The sequence below is a fragment of the Prevotella illustrans genome (assembly GCF_017426725.1).
GTDB lineage: Bacteria > Bacteroidota > Bacteroidia > Bacteroidales > Bacteroidaceae > Prevotella > Prevotella illustrans.
The window spans coordinates 1-19,507 of the sequence record NZ_JAERMS010000025.1 but is presented as its reverse complement, the minus strand read 5'-3'; the positions used below and the strand labels follow the sequence as shown (position 1 = coordinate 19,507).

The following is a 19,507-nucleotide window of genomic DNA, read 5'->3' as shown; positions in this document are numbered from 1 at the left end:
GATGATGAAGAACGTGTATTTTTTGAGCGACGCCCACTTAGGTTCGTTGGCACTTAAACACCGGCGGACCCAGGAACGTCGGCTGGTCCGCTTTCTCGACAGTATCAAGGAGAAGGCCGCTGCCGTCTATCTGCTGGGCGATATGTTTGATTTCTGGGACGAATATAAGTATGTGGTGCCCAAAGGCTACACGCGCTTCTTGGGCAAGTTGTCCGAACTGACCGACTGTGGGGTGGAAGTGCACTTCTTCACGGGTAACCACGACCTGTGGACATACGGTTATCTGGAGCAGGAATGCGGCGTTATCGTCCACCGGAAGCCCGAGACGACGGAGATCTACGGCAAGGTCTTCTTTCTGGCGCACGGCGATGGACTGGGAGATCCCAACAATCGCTTCAAGCTCTTGCGTAAACTGTTTCACAATCGCATGTGCCAGCGTCTGCTCAATGCCGTACATCCTCGCTGGGGAATGGCTCTGGGACTCAACTGGGCCAAGCATAGCCGGTTGAAACGGGCCGACGGCAAGGAGCCGCCCTACATGGGAGAAGACCGCGAGTTCTTGGTGCTCTTCACCAAGGAGTATATGAAGACCCACCGGAATATAGACTATTTTATCTACGGACATCGGCATATCGAGCTGGATATCGTGCTCGAACGTCAGGCTCGTGTCATGATTCTGGGCGACTGGATTTGGCAGTTCACCTACGCGGTGTTTGATGGCGAACACATGTTTATGGAGCAATATGAAGAAGGCGTTACCAAACCGTAACGCGTATTCTTCACTCCTTGTGTGCCTTAACAAGTGTAAAAATGCGCATATTTAACAAAATGTAAGCCTGTAGACCTAAAATAAGCCCCTTTTTATTTGTCGCTTTCAAGATTAATCCCTACATTTGTGGTGTCAACATTACAAAATGACACGCAATCTCGTAATCTATTATTCCTATATACCTATTATAATTTAAGACACTATGGAAGTTGAGAAAATCATGCAAGACCTGGCTAAGAAGCATCCAGGCGAGTCTGAGTTCCTTCAGGCAGTAGAAGAAGTTCTTCATTCGATTAAGGATGTGTACAACCAACATCCTGAATTTGAAAAAGCAAAGATCATTGAGCGTATCGTAGAACCGGAGCGTGTGATCATGTTCCGTGTACCTTGGACTGACGATAAGGGCGAAGTTCATGTTAATATAGGCTATCGCGTGCAGTTCAACAGTGCCATCGGTCCGTACAAGGGTGGTCTGCGTTTCCATCCATCAGTCAATTTGAGCATCATGAAGTTCCTCGGTTTCGAGCAGACTTTCAAGAACGCGTTGACCACTCTGCCCATGGGAGGTGGCAAGGGTGGCAGCGACTTTGCGCCACGAGGCCGCAGTAGTGCTGAGATTATGCGCTTCTGCCAGTCTTTCATGAGTGAGCTCTATCGTCATATCGGTCCCGATATCGACGTCCCGGCAGGCGATATCGGCGTCGGTGCCCGTGAGATTGGCTATCTCTTTGGCATGTACAAGAAGCTGACTCGTCATTGGGAAGGCGTACTGACCGGTAAGGGCATGGAGTGGGGCGGCTCCAATATCCGTCCCGAAGCTACCGGTTATGGCGCTCTCTACTTCGTCAATCAGATGTTGCAGACCCGCAATCTCGATCTGAAAGGTAAGACAGTTGTGGTCAGCGGCTTCGGAAACGTAGCTTGGGGCGCCGTTCAGAAGGCTACGGAGCTGGGCGCCAAGGTTATCACCATCAGTGGTCCCGATGGCTATATTTATGATCCCGCAGGCATCGCAGGCGAGAAGAACGACTATATGTTAGAGCTCCGATCCAGCGGTAACGATGTTTGTGCGCCCTATGCCGAGAAGTTTGCGGGCAGCAAGTTCATCGCCGGCAAGAAGCCTTGGGAGGTGAAAGCCGACATTTATCTTACTTGCGCGACACAGAATGAACTCAACGGCGAAGACGCCGACATGATATTAGCCAACAAGCCGCTGTGCGTGGCCGAGGTAAGTAACATGGGTTGCACGGCCGAAGCTGTGACCAAGTTCATCGCCGCCAAGCAACTCTTCGCGCCGGGTAAGGCTGTCAATGCCGGTGGAGTGGCTACATCGGGCCTCGAAATGACGCAGAACTCCATCCGTTTGCATTGGAGTGCCGCCGAGGTTGACGAGAACCTGCACAAGATTATGCACTCTATCCATGAGCAGTGCGTGAAGTATGGCAAAGAGCCCGATGGTTACATCGACTACGTGAAAGGTGCCAACGTGGCGGGATTCATGAAGGTTGCCAACGCCATGATGGCTCAGGGAGTCGTATAAACCAATCCTAATATATTGTGAATTGTAGAAAACAGAGGATTTTTTTACAAGTTATTTTCTTAATGGCCTTTACCTTTCTGTGTGCCCAAACGCAGAAAGGTAAGGCCACTTTTTATTCTAAGAGGGCCACGGGAGCCCGCACCGCCAGCGGCGAAAGGCTGCATCACGACAGCATGACGTGCGCCCACCGCACCTATCCCTTCGGTACAAGATTGAAAGTGACCAACCCTGCCAACGGCAAAGTGGTCATTGTGAAAGTCACCGACCGTGGTCCGTTCAGCCGTGGTCGCATCATCGATCTGTCATGGGGGGCCGCCAAGGCACTCGACATATTGAATCGAGGTGTTGCCATGGTGACGGTCGAGAAAGTGAGTGCCGACCGTGGCGTGCCCTTTAAGCTGGAAGAGAAGGTACTTCCTGAGCTTGATTTCGAAATGACTGACCGGAATTATGGACTGGAGGATAAGTGGCGAGGCCAGTCTAACGAGCCGGCTGCAACGGCCGAAGGCAACAATAAGAATCCGAAAAAACCGATTCCGCAGCCTAAAACAGCCGAGCCGGCAGCCCCGAACAAAGGCGCGGCGTCTAAGAACGCTACGCCCGGTAGTCAGAAAAGCTTGCCTCAAAAGGAAGATAAACTGACCAAACGCATTCTGGAAAAGATGAAATCCTGGTGGAAGGATGTGGAGAAGAAATAGTCTTCTCCCATTGTTTCACGTTACCTCCATACCACCTGCTTTTTTTACATCATGCTTATCTCATCTCAAGCTTCACCATGACAGGATAATGGTCTGAGATGTTGCGGCGAGTTTTGCCCAGCCAATAGCTGTTGGTGAAGATACCATAGTGGCTGATGTCGAAGTCATCGGACACGAAGATATGGTCGATGCGTGCCTTGTTACGATAGTCCTGCATGTAGTCGTTCCATGTTCCGATGGGTGCCATGCGCTGATGGGCGTTGGCGTAGCAGTCGCGTAGGAAACCGGATTCCGAGAAAATCTTGTAGATTTCATCCGTCTCATCCACGTTGAAGTCGCCCGTGAGAATAGTGTGTTGGCCTTTTGCCAACTCGCGAATGCGGCTGATGATCAGGTGGGCGCTCTCTCTGCGGGCTACAATACCTTCGTGATCCATGTGTGTATTGAAGAAGAAAAACACCTTCCCTGTCGTCCGATCCATGAATTTGCCCCAGGTGCAGATGCGCACGCAGGCCGCGTCCCAGCCCAGCGACGGCTTTTCGGGCGTTTCCGACAGCCAAAAATTACCGCTCTCCAGCACTTCCAGCCGATTGGTCTTGTAGAAAATGGCCGCGTATTCGCCCGCTTCCTTACCGTCGTCACGGCCTACGCCCAGATAACCGTAGCCATCCAGTCCCTTCCGCAGGTCGCGGAGCTGGTCTGCCAGAACTTCCTGTGTGCCGAAGATAGCCGGTTCCTCAAAGTTGATAAAGTCACAAAGATGCGGATAGCGCCGTTCCCAGCCGTTTCCTTCGGTTGTGTCGTCAGGGTTGTTGTAGCGAATATTGTAGGTGCCCACATATAGAGGTTGAGCCATGAGACCGCATATCAGCAGCAGTCCCGATAGGATTGTCATCAGTCTTTTCATGATTCCGTTTGATCGTTGAATTGCTCTTTCTAAGATTTCGACAACTTTCTTCTCTTACTTTCCGAACACCTGCTTCATGGATTGTCCCCGCCAGCATTGCGGCGTCTTCAGCGCGAAGATGTCGGCGATGGTCGCAGCCGTGTCAAACTGCATCATCGTCTCCTTGAACTCGCCCGTCGACTTGACGTTCTTGCCATAAATGACGAAAGGCACCTCCAGTTCGGCAAGCGACATTCCGCCATGACGTGTGCCCACGCCGCCGTGGTCCGACGTGATGATGATGATGGTATCGTCGAAGATTCCGGCATCTTTCAATGCCCGGACGATGCGCCCGATGTAACCATCCACCCGACTGAGTGTCTCGTAATAAGCCGGCGTGTCGTGCCCCACGGCATGCCCCGTGTGGTCAATCTGATCGTAGATGATGGCCAGCAGGTTAGGTTTCCGTGTCTTGATATATTCCTCCGACATGCGGCAGAGCTGCTCGCTGTCTTTTTCGTAGTTGGAAGCCACAGCCTCATAGTCCACCGACAGCGTGTCGACTAAGTAGCGGATGCCATCCCATTCGGCCAGACAGCCGATGACCGCCTTGGGATATTGGCGGCGTAGTTCGTAGAACACCGTGGGGAATACGCCATGCTCATTCGTCACCATCGACGGAATCTCGGGCACGCGTGAGTTCCAATTGGTATAACCGTGCATCTCGGGCGTGGCGCCACAGAACATCGTGTACCAGTTGACGGCCGATTCCGACGGCAACACGCTGCGTTTCTTGAGTGTGTAGCAGCCGCCTTGCATCAGCTTCTGAATGTTTGGAATGTTCGTTGCCTTGGGTACACTGTAGGCTCCCCAGCCGTCCAATCCGATCAGTACCACGTGTTTAGCCTTCCATTTGGCAGCTGCCGGCAGGCAAACCAGCGTGCCCAACAACAGATAAAAAAGTTTTTGTTTCATCGTTTCGATTTTATGAGAAATGAATAATGTTTTTCTTGATTTATAAAACAGCCCTTTACTCCAAATCCATTCATTAGAAATGTGATTTTACAGAGAATATTTACAATTCTTACCATCGCATGGTAATAATGATGGGAACGCAAAATTTTGCTATGATATTGCTTTCATAATTCTCTAATGGTTCGGGTTTGAGAGTAGGAATGACAGGCGGTCTGCGATAATCGCCGGTCAATCCTTGGTTTAAAGGGTCGTAATCATAACAGAGAAGCACCTAAAAGGTTGCTGTCTTTTAATGTTGAAAAATGGATTTGGATGTGTTCCAATTCCTTAGCATAGGGGAAGTTGTCGGCCATGGAAGCCAGCATGGAAGCCTTAAAGTAGGTCGCTCCACCCGCAATGCCGCCGCCGATGATGATGGCTTCGGGATCGTAGGTGAAGAGAATCGCCTGCATGAGTTTGCCCAAGTGACAGCCAAACTCGGCCCATAGCTTCAGTGCTTCGGCGTCGCCTGTGGCCGCCCGTCGTGAGAGCGTTTCGGCGTCAATACTCCGCCGCTTCATCCATTGGCTCGAACAATACTGTTCGTAGTTGGCGTCGAGATAGGGCAGACACCCGATTTCGCCCGCGCCCGTATTGACGCCACGACACACCCGGTTGTCGATAAGAATGCCCGCGCCCACGCCGGTGCCCAACGTGATGCCCACGAGAGAGCAGTAGGGGCGGCCCGCGCCGAAGTATTTCTCGCCCAACACGTAGCAGTTGACGTCGTTGTCTATCTCGGTTCTGATATGGAATCGGTTTTCCATCAACTCTTTCAGCGGCACGATGTCCCACGATGGGATGTGCTGCACGTCGTAGACGATACCTTTGTCATGGTCGACCACCGAGGGAACACCAATGCCAATGCTTTCCACTTGTGGGTTGATGAGCCGGCCGACGAGAACGAAGAGCTGGTCGATGATTTCCTGTTTGGTGCCGTTCGCATTGCAGTCGGCCGCTGTTTTCCGTTCGATAATACCGTTGTTAATTCTGGCAGCCCTTATGTTTGTGCCGCCAAGGTCTATTGCTATTGTCGTAGCCATGAAGAGAAATAACGTTTTTTAGCGAGTCAGTGATTGATGGGAATTGTCAGACGCAATGTCGGTTGCGTCACCCGGTAGCGGCCGTCGCCACTGTTGAAGTGGCAGTTTTCTATGGTCACATCCCTGCCTTTGATGTGCAGAATGAGAAACGATGGGTCGCCATCGCCGTCTTTCCAACCGTTGTTCACCTGGAAGATGGGATAGCCTCGATAGTAACGGAGCGTGGCGGTGTGGGCATGCCCCACAAAGAAGCCCGCCAGTTGGTAGCAGTCGAGTAGGTCGAACAGCCGTTTGCGGTTTTCCTCTTTCCACCATGTCAGTCCGTCATCGTCGAAACCGTAGTGCTGGATGTAGACCACGGGCGTACCGTCGGCGGCATATCGGCGTAGGTCGGCTTCCAGCCAAGGCAGGTTGTCGGCGCAATATGACGTTTCGCCGGCGCTCAGCTGGGCGTTGACAAAGTGCACGCCACCCAGATTGAACGAGTAGCTGCGGCTCGACGGGTCTACGTTGACCACCTTGCCCGCTTTCTTGTAGGCTGCCAGCACGGAGTCCATATATTGCAGATTCACCTCGTTGCCCGTGCGGTCGTCGTAAGGACGGCCCTTGGCAGGCGCGACGTCGTGGTTGCCGAAGGTGGGATAGAAGTCGTAGTGGATGGATTTCTCGCCCGTGCCTCGGTCGTAGCGTTGACGAAAAAGACTGATGATTTTCGGGTCGGCCTTGTCGCACATGTCGCCCGCATGAATCACGCCGTGCAGTCCACCATGATCTTTGCCGGCCCGGTTGATGGCTTTCACTTCAAAACATTGGTCGCTTTCGGGTGGCATGTCGAAGTGCGTGTCCGACAAGATTGCCACCCGGCAGTCAATCTGTGTTGTCTTTTGGGCGAACGACAGGCACGGAATGATGGCTGAAAAGAAAAGAAAGAGCTGTTTCATATAGTGTCATATTGTTTCGCTTCCGGCCTTCATGTGCTTCACGACCTTTTGGTCGCCCCACATCACGGTCACTTCCAGCGGCACGTTGGTCTTGACGGTTACCTTGGGCTTCTCGTTTTTCGAGGCTCGTTTGGCCACTTTGATGTCGATGAGGCCGTCCTGTCCGTAGGGATAGCGGCTGAGTCCGTAGGCGTCGGTCAGGTTGACGTCGACGGTCAGTTTGTTTTCCGCCACGTCGGCCCTGATACCGAAGATGTATTCGATGAGTTCGGCGATGGGCGGCAGCCCCGTCCAGCCCACAAAGTCCTTACGGGCCATGAAGCCGGGGGCGGCGCTTTCGGGGGCGTAATACTCCCAGAAAGTACCCGTTTTCTCGAAAACTTTCAGCACGTTGTCGTAGTGATTCATCGTGATATCCCAGGCCAGTTGCCGATAGCCCTTGTTGACGAGTCCCGAGATAACCATGTAGTTGGTGCTCGGCCATACGCCGCCTACCCAGTAGCGGCCGTTGGCCTTGTACTTGGGATGGCAGTAGGAGAGCGACGGCACGCGATGGGGGCGGTTGAACTTGGTCGTATCGCCGAGGTGACGGACTAACCGGTCGAGTCGTTCCTTGGGCAGCACGTCGGTGTGGAGTGCCCAGTAGGCGTAGATTCCCTGCGTGTCGCTGAGGCTGTCGTCGGCGAACCGGTCGTAGAGAAAACTGTCCTTCTCGCTCCACATGTTGCGGTTGATATAGGCGGTGAGGTTCTTGATGTCGTCCTCAAATTCCTCTATTTCCTGCCAACGCTCCAAGTAGAAGCCCATCTTGAGCAGTATCTTGGCAGTCATGATTTGTTGCAGACAGGCGTCGAGCCATATCATGTGACCGTTGCTGTAAATGGTGTTGTAGCCCTCGGGCACCCGCGGCATGTTATCCATGCCCGTTCCCCAGCCGCTGCTCCAGTAAGTGCCGTTGCGCCAGGTGCGGTTCAGCTTCAGCCATTTGTAGTAGGCGGCCAATACGGGGAACACTTTGTTGAGGCGGGCGTCGTCGCCAAACTGCGTGTAGTAGAGCCATTCCGACCACGGCAGCAGGTTAGGACCGGTGCTGGTGGGGTCGTAACGGCCGAAGCAGTCGCTGCCGTCGCCCCGTATTTCCCGGCAGATGAAACCGTCGGGATGCTGTTTGGCGTAGAAGTTGTCGAGCGTATTCTGAAACGGAAAGAAGTTGCGGCCGTAGCGGCAGAACATTGTGATGAACGCGTCGTCCCACATGAAGATGTTGCCGTTGTAGGCCGGCGCGATGTAACTGGTGATGAAGCCCGAGTCGTCGAGTGGCTGGCAAATGTTCTTAATGCCGATTTGCCAGGCTTTCCAATACATGTCGATTTCTTTCCGATGGCCCTCCCAGTAGGGTGCCGGTAGCACCTTGCGGGCCTGTTCGAACGTTCCCGGCTTGGTTTTCACCTGCTTGGCCGTGCGAAAAGCGTTTTCGGCCACGAGCGTCTGCATGACATACGTGTTCTTATAAGGCAACTTGTAGAGGGGCGACCCCGAAGGAATGAGGTTCTGGCCCATGGCTGTGAGGGTCGCAAGCGAAGCCATGAGGCTGAAAAATATCCTACGCATCTTTTTTGTCTGTGATGAATCTTAGAGTTTGAGCAGCTTCTTGATTTTCCAGAAAATGTCGGTGTTGTCCATGAAGCCTGTAAAGTTTTCTGCGCCGGGGCCGAAAGCATAAACGGGAACCATCGTTCCGGTGTGCCCTTTCGACGAGAAGTTGGCTTTGACGGTGCCCGTGGCAAGATCGCCCCCGTGCACGGTCAGGCCACCCGTTTCGTGGTCGGCCGTCACGACGACGAGCGTTTCACCGTCTCGGGCGGCCCATTGCATCACTTTGCCGATGGTCCGGTCGAAATCGAGCGTCTCCTTCATCAACAGGTCAAGCTGGTTGAAGTGGCCGTAGTCATCGAGTTGCGAACCTTCAATCATCATGAAGAAGCCGTTCTTGTTTTGGTTCAGCAGTTCGATACCCTTGAGCGACGCACGCGCCAGCAGGTCGCCGCGCTCGTCGGGCAGCGGGGTGTCTACGTCGAAAGGAACGCAGTACACCTTGCCGCTCTTCACGTTGTTCAGCAAGTCTTCGAACGTGCGCGATACGTGATAGCCCTTCTTCTGCAATTCCTTGAATAGGTCGCGGCCGTCGTCGCGCTTGTTGAAGAACTTGGCTCCACCGCCGAAAACAAAGTCAACCTGGCTGTTCATCATCTCGGCCAGCAACTCTTGCTCCTTGTCGCGGTCAATATTATGGCTCAGGAAGTCGCAGGGTGTAGCGTCCCATAGGCGGCAGGTGACGGCCACGCCGGCACTCTTTCCTGCCTCTTTAGCATAATCGATGAGCGATTTAAGCGGTTTGCCCGTAGGGTCTACGCCTACGGCGTGGTAGGAAGTTTTGTAGCCCGAAGCCAGCGATGTGCCACCCGAGCCAGAGTCGGTAATGAGCCGATTGGTAGCCGGCGTTTTGGAAAGGCCTACCGCCTGCGCGTTTTCGAGCCACAGACGGCCACGGTTTACGGTCCACGCGGCTTGAATGTGCATAAGGCTCATGCCGTCTCCAATCATCAGGATCACGTTTTTTACTTTCTTTCCCTTCGGCGCCTGTATTTTCTCTACAGTGTAAGGCTTATCGAGCGTGAAGGTTTGGAGGTTCGTTTTCTGTGCGCTTGAAGTCAAAGTGCCAAGCGATAGAAAGGTGATGATAAAGGATTTTAGAATTTTCATTTGATGAATTTGAGTGTTATCACTCGATTTACAAGTAGTGGGAGAATGGAGTTAAAGGAACTAAAGATGTTCTTACTCGTTTTGCTTGTGAGGAGTTAAGACATTCGCTTTTATCAAATCAGCTGTTGTCTTAACTCCTTAACAATGTGTTCTGAACTACATAGCGAAGTCAGAGTTTAGCTATTGTCTTAACTCCTTGAACTCCTTAACTCCTTTAACTCCTTTTACTTCATTTAAAAGAAGAACATTTGTCCATTAGAAGTTTGAGGCATAACCTGCGTTTTGTTTCAGTTTGCCGTTCGACTTGATTACTTGATTGATTTCGTAAGGCAATACGCTGTAGGTTCCGCCCGGCTCATACTCCTTCGGATCGCCTTGTCCGGCACCGATAACGATGGCTCCTTGATAGGTCTTACCATTCACAGTGATGGTCTGTCCGTTGGTAGTATCAATAGGAGAGTTAGGATTGGTACGGTCCACATGCTTGATACCATGCTTGGCTCCCTTGATTTTAGCCAGCGCATCCTTGTTCCAGTCAGCGTTACCACTACCGGCCCAGCGCTTGAGATCCATCAGACGATCAGTCCATTCGAACGCAAGTTCGCAACGACGTTGATGCATCAAATCCATCATAGTCGGATTGGTATAATTGATTCCCTCATGTGCACGCGTTGCGATACGGTTCAGTGGTTCAGCCGCAGCCGCGTTCTGTCCCTGCATAATCAATGCTTCGGCCTTGAAAAGGAGTAGTTCGGAGAAACGCATCAAAGGCAGATTCAGGTCGGTTGTTGGTCTGTCGCCGTTGGTAGAGATATGACTGTTCTCATAACCGGTGACCTTTCCATTAGCGTCGCGCAGGATCTTGCCGTAGGAGAATGGCTCCATGTATTTCTTGAAAGCAAAACCTACCTCAATGTCGGAATTGGAATACCACTTCCAGTCTTCACCGAAATACCTGAATGAATCGCCATATTGCATGATAGTAACACCACGGCGAACGTCCTTGTCATTGTATTCGGCAAAGAGTTCGAGTGTGGGCTTCATGTAACCCCAGCCGTTGTAGACACCCCAGCCTTTGTTTTCAAGTGATATTCCGGGGAAGATACTACCGGCATAGTTGCTGCCTTTGGAGCTGACAGACCAGATATATTCCTTGCTCCACTCGTTGTCGGCTTTGAAAACATCGGCATAACTGTCGAGCAGACCACGACCGCCTTCATTCTGAATCCTGTCGACAAGCGCAGGAATCTTTGTCCACTGACTCTTGTCGTGCTGTGCCCAGAAAGCGTATGTCTTAACCATATAGCCCAATGCGGCGTCCTTGGTGGCGCGTCCGTAGTCGTCGGTGGAATAATTCTTGAACCAGTCGAGATGGTCGGCTGCCTTTTGGAGATCTTCGACGATTAGTTTGTAGTCGTCCATGACAGTAGCTTGCTGGGTCGGAATCTCATTAATCTGTTTGGCATAGTCGGTGAAGTCTTCATACTTGACGAAAGGCACGCCATTGTCGGGGCGTCCGTAACGATAAGCTATCATGTAATGAGTGAAAGCGCGCATGAAGTAAGCCTCACCCAAAGAGCGTTTCTGAATCGGTGTACGTTTTGTTTCGGGAATCTGAAGCGCGTGATAGATGACGTTGTTCGCGGCCGACATGGTTTCGTACATCTGGTTGTAGACCCACTTGATAGGTCCTTCAGACGAACCATTCATCTTCAGTTTGGCCAAATTCATCTGACTGCTGCCACGGCTTCGTCCGAAAACAATGTCATCGGCAGCACCTTGTTCATAGAATAAATCGCGTCCCCAAGTTTCCTCATAGGCGTAGCAATCATATAATGTGGTAACGGCTTTGATGTAGTCGGCATCATTTTTCCAGAAGTTAGATTCGTTGGGCGTGCCTTCTTTTACGGTATCCAGCCAATCGCCGGTGCAAGAACTGAATGTTCCGGCCGCAATCAGCAATGATAAGAATATTTTATTCATCTTCATAATAATCTGTGTTGAAAGAGTTAGAATTTAAGTTTAACAGCCAAAGAAACGGTTCTTGAAACTGGATACTGCCCACAATCGAAGCCTACGCCACCAACTTCTGGGTCGATACCGGAATACGGAGTGATGGTGAAAAGGTTATCGCAGCTTAGCGTTATATCAAGTGTGCTTTGGCGATCGTTGAAGAAATTGATTTTGCGAAGCAGGTCGGTGAATGAATAACCGATTGAGATATTCTTCATGCGGAGGTACGAACCGCTTTCAAGATACCAGTCAGAGATGGTTCCGAAATTATCGTTGTCGTCGGTCATAGAGATGCGTGGCACATCGTAAGTAGGACCATTAAGGGCTTTCAGAATCTTTTCTGAACGGTTGAAGCTGCCTACGGCTTCGTTGAGCGTGGTGTATTTGTAGGCATTGAAGAGCTTAGCACCGTAAGAGCCTTGCAACATAAAGTCGAAAGAGAACTTCTGATAGGTGAAGCCACCATTGAAAGCGTAGGTCAGTTTGGGCATGGCGTTGCCGCGGAACTCATAATCGCCGTCGCCGATTTTACCGTCTTTGTTCACGTCTACGAACTTCAGATCGCCGGCTTTGGCCTTAGGCTGCAGGCGTTCGCCCTTTTCATTGACGTAGGCAGCGGCTTCAGCATCGGTCTGGAATACACCATCGGTGCGGATTAAGTAGTACGAATAGAGCGGTTTACCTTCGGCACTGCGGTAGGGGGTGAGGTCTTTATACTTGTAAGTGTTTTCGTATGTCCATACCGGTTTGCTCCCGTCAGGGTTGGCTGCGCCGATATTGGTCAGACGGTTGCGCAGAGTGGCAACGTTGGCACCTATATAATAGTTGAAATTGCTGCCCACTTTGTCTTTCCATGCAGTCGAAACTTCAACGCCACGGTTGTTTACTTCGCCGTCATTGATGAGCGGAGCGGAGATTCCGATGGTACTTGGCCAGTTCACGTCTTGCGTTTTGATAAGGTTTTTGGTATTCTTATTGAAGTAGTCAACGCTCAGATTCAGTCGGTTATTGAACAAAACGGCATCAATACCGAAGTCGAGTTGCTCCGAAGTTTCCCATGTAAGGTTGCTGTTAAAACCATCAGCTAAGTAGATACCGGCCAATATGGGGTTGTCAATACCAATCTGGCTGCCAACGTCGGACGAGCCGTTGGGATAACGGGTGGCCAGTGTTGCGATGCCGTAGCCATAGCCGATAGAACCTAAGTTGCCGATTTTACCCCAGCTGGCACGCAGTTTCAGCATGTTCAGAGTGCTGTTTTTCTTGAACCAAGGCTCAGAGGTAATCTTCCAAGCACCTGTTACCGATGGGAAGTCGCCATACTTTTTACCCTTAGGCAGGCGGCTCGCGTAGTCGCGGCGCATGGAAGCGGTGAGAAAATAGCGGTCGGCAAAGCTGTAAGCGGCACGGGCCACGTAAGATACGTTGCGGTCTTTGTAGTACAAATCGCTTGGGTTGATGACCTGCGTACCATTGGCGAAGTACATCATTGGATTGGTTTCGCTCTCAAAACCACGCATCGCCGCATCGTTGTAACGATAGCTGTATTGGGACGAAGTGGTAGATGCCATCAGACCCATGGTATGCTTTCCGAACACGCGATCGTAGGTAATGGTGTTCTCCCAGTCCCATTGTGGCTCACGATAGTTGCGGTAGTAAAGTTCGTTGGTCAGGTTGGGCTTCCCGATTTCTGTACGTTTGGGGTGCCAGTAACGCTGCATGTAGTTGGTCTGCTTCCAAGTAAAGCGTGACGTAAAGTTCAGACCACGGATGGGCTGGATGATATCTAAGAAAGTAGACGACGTGAAAGTGGAAGCATGGTTGTTGTCGTAAGCGGCTCCCAGAATACGCATCGGGTTGATGGCATCTCCGTGAATGTTGGCATAATCGGCATAAGCAGTTGGCACCGTACCCATGTAACCGTTGCCTTCATAAGGGAAAGTATTGCGGGGGAACATCAATGCGGCGAGGATAACGCCCGACTCCGCACTGGTGGTATTGATGTCACGAACCTTTCGGTCTTTCCAACTAAAGTCTTCTCGAATGCGGAGGAAGTCAGCAATCTTCCACATCGAGTTCAGGCGGGCCGTAACTTGGCGGTTATAAGTGTTCACCAATGTACCATCGGCATTGTTGATTTCTACCGACAGACGATTAGAAAACTCCTCATTACCGCCCGATATGGCGACGTTGTGACGATTGAAAGCGGCCGTGCGGAATATCTGATCAATCCAATCGGTATTGGTCTTACCATAAATCGCGTCCTTGCTAATAACGCCCCATCCATCGGGAAGTTTGCTGTTGGCTTGCTTATACGAGAAGGCGCGAACCTTCATTTCGTCTTCCCAAGTAAGTGATTGGGGCAGATTCTGTGAGGTTGAATAACCGAATACACCGTTGTATTCGATGGCGGGTTTGCCTGCCGAAGCCTGCTTGGTAGTCACGAGTATGACACCTGCCGAACCGGCATAAGCACCGTAAATAGCAGCCGAAGCAGCGTCTTTCAGCACCGTAATAGAAACGACATCACTCATATTGAAAGGCGCGCCGGGCACTCCGTCGACAACATAAAGCGGTGATTCGCCGTTAGGAGAGCCCATGCCACGGATGGTAATCGTAGGTTCGGAGCCGGGATGACCACCATTGGCAACGACCGAAACACCCGGAACCTGCCCTTGCAGCATTTGTGATACACTGCTGACAGGGCGTTTCTGCAATTTATCTACATTATCAACCGACGCGACTGCTGCCGAAAGGTCGCCTTTCTTGGCCTTTCCGTAGCCGATAGCGATAACCTCGCCCAGCATGGTGGCGTCTTCTTCCAGCGTGAAATTAGCTTTTCCGCTTTTTCCAACCTTAAACGTCTTGGTCTTGAAGCCTACCGATGAAACCTGAAGCGTGGCACCGGAGGCTACACTTATCGTATAGTTTCCGTCAAAGTCGGTGATTGTGGCATTCTTTGTGCCCACTTCTCTGATGGTAGCATTGATAACTGGCTCTCCCTTGCTGTCAAGGATGGTTCCCGTTACTTTCACTTTGCCCTGTTGAACGACATTCATGGCCGCGACGTCAACATACTCCGCCATTGCGGTTGCAGGGGCAAGAAACGACAAAGCCGACACGACTGCTACGGACATGAGACCGGATTTGCGGCCCACAGTAGGATTTTTCTTTTTCATTCGGTTATATTTTAGATTTTGGAGATGGTAAAGTATTTGATGCAAAGATATGTAAAAAACTCTGAAGGCAAAATTGTTTTTGTGTAAATTAATGCTCAATATGATGTACGAGCTTGTAAACGTAGGCCATTTTATGCAGCCGAATCGTATGTATTTTGGTAAAAGTCAAAGCCAATTACAAATATATTGTTTATTTTTGTAGCCGTATAGAAACGCCGATTATTTTCGATTTCTGAAATTGCGACATGGAAAATAAAATACCGCAGGAATTCAATAAGTTTTATTTGAAAGACGTCACGTTTGTCAATTTGATGATGCGACGCATTTACAATGTATTGATTGTAGCCAATCCTTACGATGCCTTTATGCTGGAGGACGACGGCAGGGTAGAGGAGAAAATCTATAATGAGTACATGGAACTGGGATTGCGCTATCCGCCCACGTTCACACAAGTCAGTACCATTGAGGAGGCGTCGGCCATTCTGAACACCACGCAGGTCGATTTGGTCATCTGCATGCCGGGTAATGCCGACAACGACGCCTTCGACGTGGCCCGAGCCATCAAGGGGAAATTCCCCAAGATTCACTGCGTAGTCCTTACGCCCTTCTCACATGGAATCACCAGGCGCATGCAGCATGAGGACTTGAGCATCTTCGACTACGTTTTCTGCTGGCTGGGCAACACCAATCTTATCCTTTCCATCATCAAGTTGATCGAGGATAAGATGAATATGGAGCATGATATCCGGGAGGGTGGCGTACAAATGATACTGCTTGTGGAAGACAGCATTCGTTTTTACAGTTCCATTCTTCCCAATCTCTACAATTATATATTGCTTCAGAGCAAACGCTTTGCTACGGAAGCGCTCAATAAGCATCAGGCCACCCTGCGCATGCGTGGACGTCCCAAGGTGCTTCTGGCCCGTAATTACCAGGAAGCGATGGTATTGTTCAAACGGTTTAAGGACAATTGTCTGGGCGTTATCTCCGACGCCCGCTTTCCCATGGACGACAGTCTGTCGCAATTGCCGGCCGTCGACGGCCGTGGCGAGGCCGTGAAAGACCCTGACGCGGGACTAAAACTGCTGCATGCCATCCGACAGATGGACGAATATGTGCCGCTGATTATGGAGAGTTCGGAGTCAGAAAACCGACAGCGGGCTGAGGCCGAGGGCTTCCGTTTTGTAGACAAGAGCTCCAAGAAGATGAGCGTCGACCTGCGCAACATACTTGAGGAGCACATGGGTTTCGGCGATTTCATCTTCCGTGATCCCGTGTCGCGGGCGGAAATTCTGCGTGTCCATAGTCTGAAAGAGTTGCAGGATAATATCTTCAAGGTTCCCGACGACTCCATGCTCTATCATATCAGCCGCAACCACATGAGCCGTTGGTTGAGCGCACGGGCCATATTCCCCGTGTCGGCGTTCCTTCGCAACGTCACTTGGCACAAGTTGCAGGATGTCGACGCCCACCGGCGGATCATCTTCGACGCCATCGTGCAGTATCGACGCATGAAGAATATCGGTGTCGTCGCTATTTTCGACCGTACGAAATTCGACCGCTACGCCCACTTTGCCCGCATTGGCGAAGGGTCGCTGGGCGGTAAGGGGCGTGGTCTGGCCTTCTTGGATAACATTGTCAAGGTGCATCCCGAGTTTAACAAGTTTGAAGGCGTCTCGGTGCGGATTCCCAAGACCCTGGTACTCTGTACCGACCTCTTCGATCAGTTCATGGAGCAAAACAACCTTTATCAAATCGCGCTCAGTGACGCCGGCGACGATGAGATACTCAAGCACTTCCTGCGGGCGCAGTTGCCTGATTCGCTCATCGACGACTTCTTCACTTTCTTCGAGGCCGTGAAGTGTCCGATAGCCGTTCGTTCCAGTTCGTTGCTCGAAGACAGCCACTATCAGCCGTTTGCCGGTATATATAGTACTTATATGATACCTTATCTTGCCGACCGCTATGCCATGCTTCGCATGCTGGCCAGCGCCATCAAGGGCGTCTACGCGTCGGTGTATTACAAGGACTCAAAGGCTTATATGACCGCCACCCGCAATGTCATCGACCAAGAGAAGATGGCTGTCATCTTACAGGAAGTGGTGGGGCGTCAGTATGGCGACCGCTTCTATCCTAACATTAGCGGCGTCTTGCGGTCGCTCAACTACTATCCCATCGGTGACGAGACGGCCGAAGAGGGTATCGCCTCCTTGGCGTTGGGGTTGGGCAAGTATATCGTGGATGGCGGGCAGACGCTGCGCGTCAGTCCCTATCACCCCGACCAGGTGTTGCAAACCAGCGAGTTGGAGACGGCTTTGCGCGAAACCCAAACGCAATTCTACGCACTCGATATGAGTAACAGCAGTGATGATTTCAAGGTAGATGACGGTTTTAATATCCGAACACTCAAGGTGAAGGAAGCAGTTGATGACCAATCGCTCAACTATATAGCCTCCACCTACGATCCTTACGATCAGATTATCCGTGACGGAATTTACGACGGAGGACGCAAGATCATCTCTTTCTGCGGAGTCTTACAGCAAGGTGTCTTTCCGTTGCCCGAGCTCATGCGGATGGCCATGACGTTCGGCTCGGCCGCCATGCGCCGTCCCGTCGAGATAGAGTTTGCCTGCAACGTCAATGCCGACCGCACGGGCGACTTCAACCTGCTGCAAATCCGTCCCATCGTCGACGCCAAGCAGATGATAGAAGAGGACGTAGAGGCCATTCCCGACGAGAAGTGTCTGCTTCGCAGTCACAATTCGTTGGGGCACGGTGTGATGGAAGACGTGCGCGACGTGGTCTACGTTAAGTTCGACGATCAATATTCGGCTATGCACAACTACGATGTCGCGGCTGACATTGAGCGTTTTAATCGCAAGTTTGTCGACCGCGGAGGCAACTACGTGCTGATTGGCCCCGGCCGTTGGGGCTCCAGCGACCACTATTTGGGCATTCCCGTAAAGTGGTCCCACATCAGCGCGGCGCGTCTTATCGTGGAAGTGGCGTTGAAGAACTACCATGTCGATCCCAGCCAGGGCACGCATTTCTTCCAGAATCTGACGAGTTTCGGTGTGGGTTATTTCACCGTTGACACCAATGCGCCCGGTACTGGCGGCGTGTTTCGTAAGGAATTGCTCGACGCCATGCCGGCCGTTGAGGAGTCAACCTATGTGCGCCACGTCCGTTTCGACAAGCCGTTGCGCATATTGATGGACGGTAAGAAGCAGGAGGGAATTGTATTGTTATAGTTTCAAATTTATCTTTAGGTTATTTTTTTTATAATAAAAGTAGAGATCTACAGATTTCTTGATTTACTTAATAGAAATGTTCCTGTCACCCTTTAGGGACGACAGGTAAAAAGCTGCGGCAGATACGACGACGAATAATAAAGAGGTCGTCAACAGTATGTCGCCGATGCCGACCAGCGGCGACACGATTCCTCCCGCGACAAAGCCAATTGTACCGAAGATGGCAGATGCCATGCCTGCGTTCTCCCTTTCGGCTTCCATTGCAAGCGTTGTCGAGGCAGTGCACATGCCTCCTATGAACAGGTACATACAGAATACGGCTATCTCATAAATCCAAAAGCCAAGCTCCAACAGGAGTGTTGCTGAAGTTGCAAACGCAAAGACCAGCATGCCGATGTTTGCGATTCTCATTGTCTTCCTCATGCTTCGACAACCTGAAGCCACACCTGCCGCAATAGCGATGGCAACGGCATTGACACCGAAAACGAGACTTATCTGCCCGGGGGTCAGTCCGTATCTGTTCATGATAAAAGGACCGGAGGCAAGGTTGATGAATATCATTGCCATGACAAAACCATACTGCACCGTGGGCGAAGAGAACTTCCGGTTGGTGGCCACCATCTTCATTCCCTGAACGAAAACCGACGGGTTCAGTCTCTGCCTTGATGCGACGGGAAGAGATTCCGGCAGCGCCACTGTGCCGAGGAACATCACAAGACCGATAATGAGCAGCAGAAGAAACACAGCCTTCCAGCCCCAACCGTCGATGACGGCTCCGCCGAACATCGGCGCAACCACAGTCGAGACACCGTTTATCATGCCAATGACACCATACATTCTTGCCAATGCCGCACCGGCATATCGGTCGGCGGCGATGGAACGGGAAATGACTACTCCACCGGCTGCGGCGAGCCCCTGAAAGAATCTCATTGCTATGAAGATGGTTATCGACGGCGACTCCATACATACGAATGAGGCCACAACGTAAAGTATCAGTGAGGCGAGAAGCGGATTCTTCCGCCCAAAAGCGTCGCTCACGGCTCCGAACACAAGCTGTCCGCAGGCAAGTCCCACGGTGCATGCGGTCAGAGACAGCTGTACCATTGACGGTTCCGTCCGATAGAACATGGCAATCTCCGGGAAAGCTGCCAGATACATATCCATGACAAATGGACCGAAGGCACTCAACAGACCCAGTATTCCTTCAAGAAATAGCCGGGAGTTACACATTACGTTTATTGACTTCATCATCATCATCTTGTTTTGGGTGGCAAAATTACGGCTTTTCATTAGGAAAGGGCATAGCAAAGTTTCGCCTGGTTATTGCATTTTTGGAACAAAAAGCACCAAAAATTCAATAGTGTCCTAAATATTTTTCAAAAAAGTGAAGGAAGTTGTTTTCACTAAGGC

The 19,507-nt window shown here is 51.3% G+C and carries 13 protein-coding genes; 4 read left to right on the top strand and 9 right to left on the bottom strand.

Going from position 1 to position 19,507, the window contains the following annotated elements; genetic code table 11:
- Positions 1–4 precede the first annotated feature (4 nt).
- From JHU38_RS08225 to JHU38_RS08215, 3 genes are all read left to right on the top strand, one after another.
- The gene (locus JHU38_RS08225; RefSeq protein WP_107582322.1) at positions 5–769 is read left to right on the top strand and encodes a UDP-2,3-diacylglucosamine diphosphatase; all 765 of its coding nucleotides are present in this window, start codon (positions 5–7) and stop codon (positions 767–769) included.
- A gap of 202 nt (positions 770–971) precedes the next feature.
- Complete coding sequence (gene gdhA, locus JHU38_RS08220) at positions 972–2,309, top strand: NADP-specific glutamate dehydrogenase (protein WP_107581321.1); 1,338 nt, start codon at positions 972–974, stop codon at positions 2,307–2,309.
- 62 nt (positions 2,310–2,371) lie between these two features.
- Positions 2,372–3,007 carry a septal ring lytic transglycosylase RlpA family protein gene (locus tag JHU38_RS08215; RefSeq protein WP_199222641.1) on the top strand — a complete coding sequence of 212 codons (636 nt, stop codon included), beginning with the start codon at positions 2,372–2,374 and terminating at the stop codon, positions 3,005–3,007.
- A 55-nt stretch (positions 3,008–3,062) separates the two neighbouring features.
- Here JHU38_RS08215 and JHU38_RS08210 read toward each other — a convergent pair whose 3' ends face one another.
- The 8 genes from JHU38_RS08210 to JHU38_RS08175 all read right to left on the bottom strand — a co-directional run bounded on the left by JHU38_RS08210 (position 3,063) and on the right by JHU38_RS08175 (position 14,846).
- On the bottom strand, positions 3,063–3,914 hold the full coding sequence (locus tag JHU38_RS08210) for an endonuclease/exonuclease/phosphatase family protein (protein WP_107581319.1): 852 nt from the start codon (positions 3,912–3,914) through the stop codon (positions 3,063–3,065).
- Between the two features lie 54 nt (positions 3,915–3,968).
- Positions 3,969–4,868: an alkaline phosphatase gene (locus JHU38_RS08205; RefSeq protein ID WP_107581318.1), complete on the bottom strand. Its 900-nt coding sequence runs from the start codon at positions 4,866–4,868 to the stop codon at positions 3,969–3,971.
- Positions 4,869–5,122: 254 nt separating this feature from the next.
- Positions 5,123–5,950: an ROK family protein gene (locus tag JHU38_RS08200; protein WP_107581317.1), complete on the bottom strand. Its 828-nt coding sequence runs from the start codon at positions 5,948–5,950 to the stop codon at positions 5,123–5,125.
- A gap of 26 nt (positions 5,951–5,976) precedes the next feature.
- Positions 5,977–6,891, bottom strand: coding sequence for a metallophosphoesterase (locus tag JHU38_RS08195; RefSeq protein WP_107581316.1), 915 nt, complete (start codon positions 6,889–6,891; stop codon positions 5,977–5,979).
- A 6-nt stretch (positions 6,892–6,897) separates the two neighbouring features.
- Positions 6,898–8,502, bottom strand: coding sequence for an MGH1-like glycoside hydrolase domain-containing protein (locus JHU38_RS08190; RefSeq protein WP_107581315.1), 1,605 nt, complete (start codon positions 8,500–8,502; stop codon positions 6,898–6,900).
- A gap of 21 nt (positions 8,503–8,523) precedes the next feature.
- Positions 8,524–9,654, bottom strand: a complete 1,131-nt coding sequence (locus tag JHU38_RS08185; RefSeq protein WP_107581314.1) for an alkaline phosphatase — start codon at positions 9,652–9,654, stop codon at positions 8,524–8,526.
- A 255-nt stretch (positions 9,655–9,909) separates the two neighbouring features.
- Entirely contained in the window at positions 9,910–11,637 is a 1,728-nt protein-coding gene (locus JHU38_RS08180; RefSeq protein ID WP_232369894.1) for a RagB/SusD family nutrient uptake outer membrane protein, read from the bottom strand.
- A gap of 26 nt (positions 11,638–11,663) precedes the next feature.
- Positions 11,664–14,846, bottom strand: coding sequence for a SusC/RagA family TonB-linked outer membrane protein (locus tag JHU38_RS08175; protein ID WP_199222640.1), 3,183 nt, complete (start codon positions 14,844–14,846; stop codon positions 11,664–11,666).
- Positions 14,847–15,091: 245 nt separating this feature from the next.
- Here JHU38_RS08175 and JHU38_RS08170 point away from each other — a divergent pair, with 245 nt between their 5' ends.
- A complete protein-coding gene (locus JHU38_RS08170) occupies positions 15,092–18,097 on the top strand; it encodes a PEP/pyruvate-binding domain-containing protein (protein WP_107581312.1) in 3,006 nt (1,001 codons plus the stop codon).
- 63 nt (positions 18,098–18,160) lie between these two features.
- Here the strand turns inward: JHU38_RS08170 and JHU38_RS08165 are convergent, their stop codons facing one another.
- The gene (locus JHU38_RS08165; protein WP_158267272.1) at positions 18,161–19,354 is read right to left on the bottom strand and encodes a multidrug effflux MFS transporter; all 1,194 of its coding nucleotides are present in this window, start codon (positions 19,352–19,354) and stop codon (positions 18,161–18,163) included.
- Positions 19,355–19,507: the final 153 nt, after the last annotated feature.

What these genes read in the sequence shown, in the direction of transcription:
- JHU38_RS08225 (WP_107582322.1), top strand. Translation starts at nt 5, where the DNA reads ATGAAGAACGTGTATTTTTTGAGCGACGCCCACTTAGGTTCGTTGGCA.
- gdhA (WP_107581321.1), top strand. Translation starts at nt 972, where the DNA reads ATGGAAGTTGAGAAAATCATGCAAGACCTGGCTAAGAAGCATCCAGGC.
- JHU38_RS08215 (WP_199222641.1), top strand. Translation starts at nt 2,372, where the DNA reads ATGGCCTTTACCTTTCTGTGTGCCCAAACGCAGAAAGGTAAGGCCACT.
- JHU38_RS08210 (WP_107581319.1), bottom strand. Translation starts at nt 3,914, where the DNA reads ATGAAAAGACTGATGACAATCCTATCGGGACTGCTGCTGATATGCGGT.
- JHU38_RS08205 (WP_107581318.1), bottom strand. Translation starts at nt 4,868, where the DNA reads ATGAAACAAAAACTTTTTTATCTGTTGTTGGGCACGCTGGTTTGCCTG.
- JHU38_RS08200 (WP_107581317.1), bottom strand. Translation starts at nt 5,950, where the DNA reads ATGGCTACGACAATAGCAATAGACCTTGGCGGCACAAACATAAGGGCT.
- JHU38_RS08195 (WP_107581316.1), bottom strand. Translation starts at nt 6,891, where the DNA reads ATGAAACAGCTCTTTCTTTTCTTTTCAGCCATCATTCCGTGCCTGTCG.
- JHU38_RS08190 (WP_107581315.1), bottom strand. Translation starts at nt 8,502, where the DNA reads ATGCGTAGGATATTTTTCAGCCTCATGGCTTCGCTTGCGACCCTCACA.
- JHU38_RS08185 (WP_107581314.1), bottom strand. Translation starts at nt 9,654, where the DNA reads ATGAAAATTCTAAAATCCTTTATCATCACCTTTCTATCGCTTGGCACT.
- JHU38_RS08180 (WP_232369894.1), bottom strand. Translation starts at nt 11,637, where the DNA reads ATGAATAAAATATTCTTATCATTGCTGATTGCGGCCGGAACATTCAGT.
- JHU38_RS08175 (WP_199222640.1), bottom strand. Translation starts at nt 14,846, where the DNA reads ATGAAAAAGAAAAATCCTACTGTGGGCCGCAAATCCGGTCTCATGTCC.
- JHU38_RS08170 (WP_107581312.1), top strand. Translation starts at nt 15,092, where the DNA reads ATGGAAAATAAAATACCGCAGGAATTCAATAAGTTTTATTTGAAAGAC.
- JHU38_RS08165 (WP_158267272.1), bottom strand. Translation starts at nt 19,354, where the DNA reads ATGATGATGATGAAGTCAATAAACGTAATGTGTAACTCCCGGCTATTT.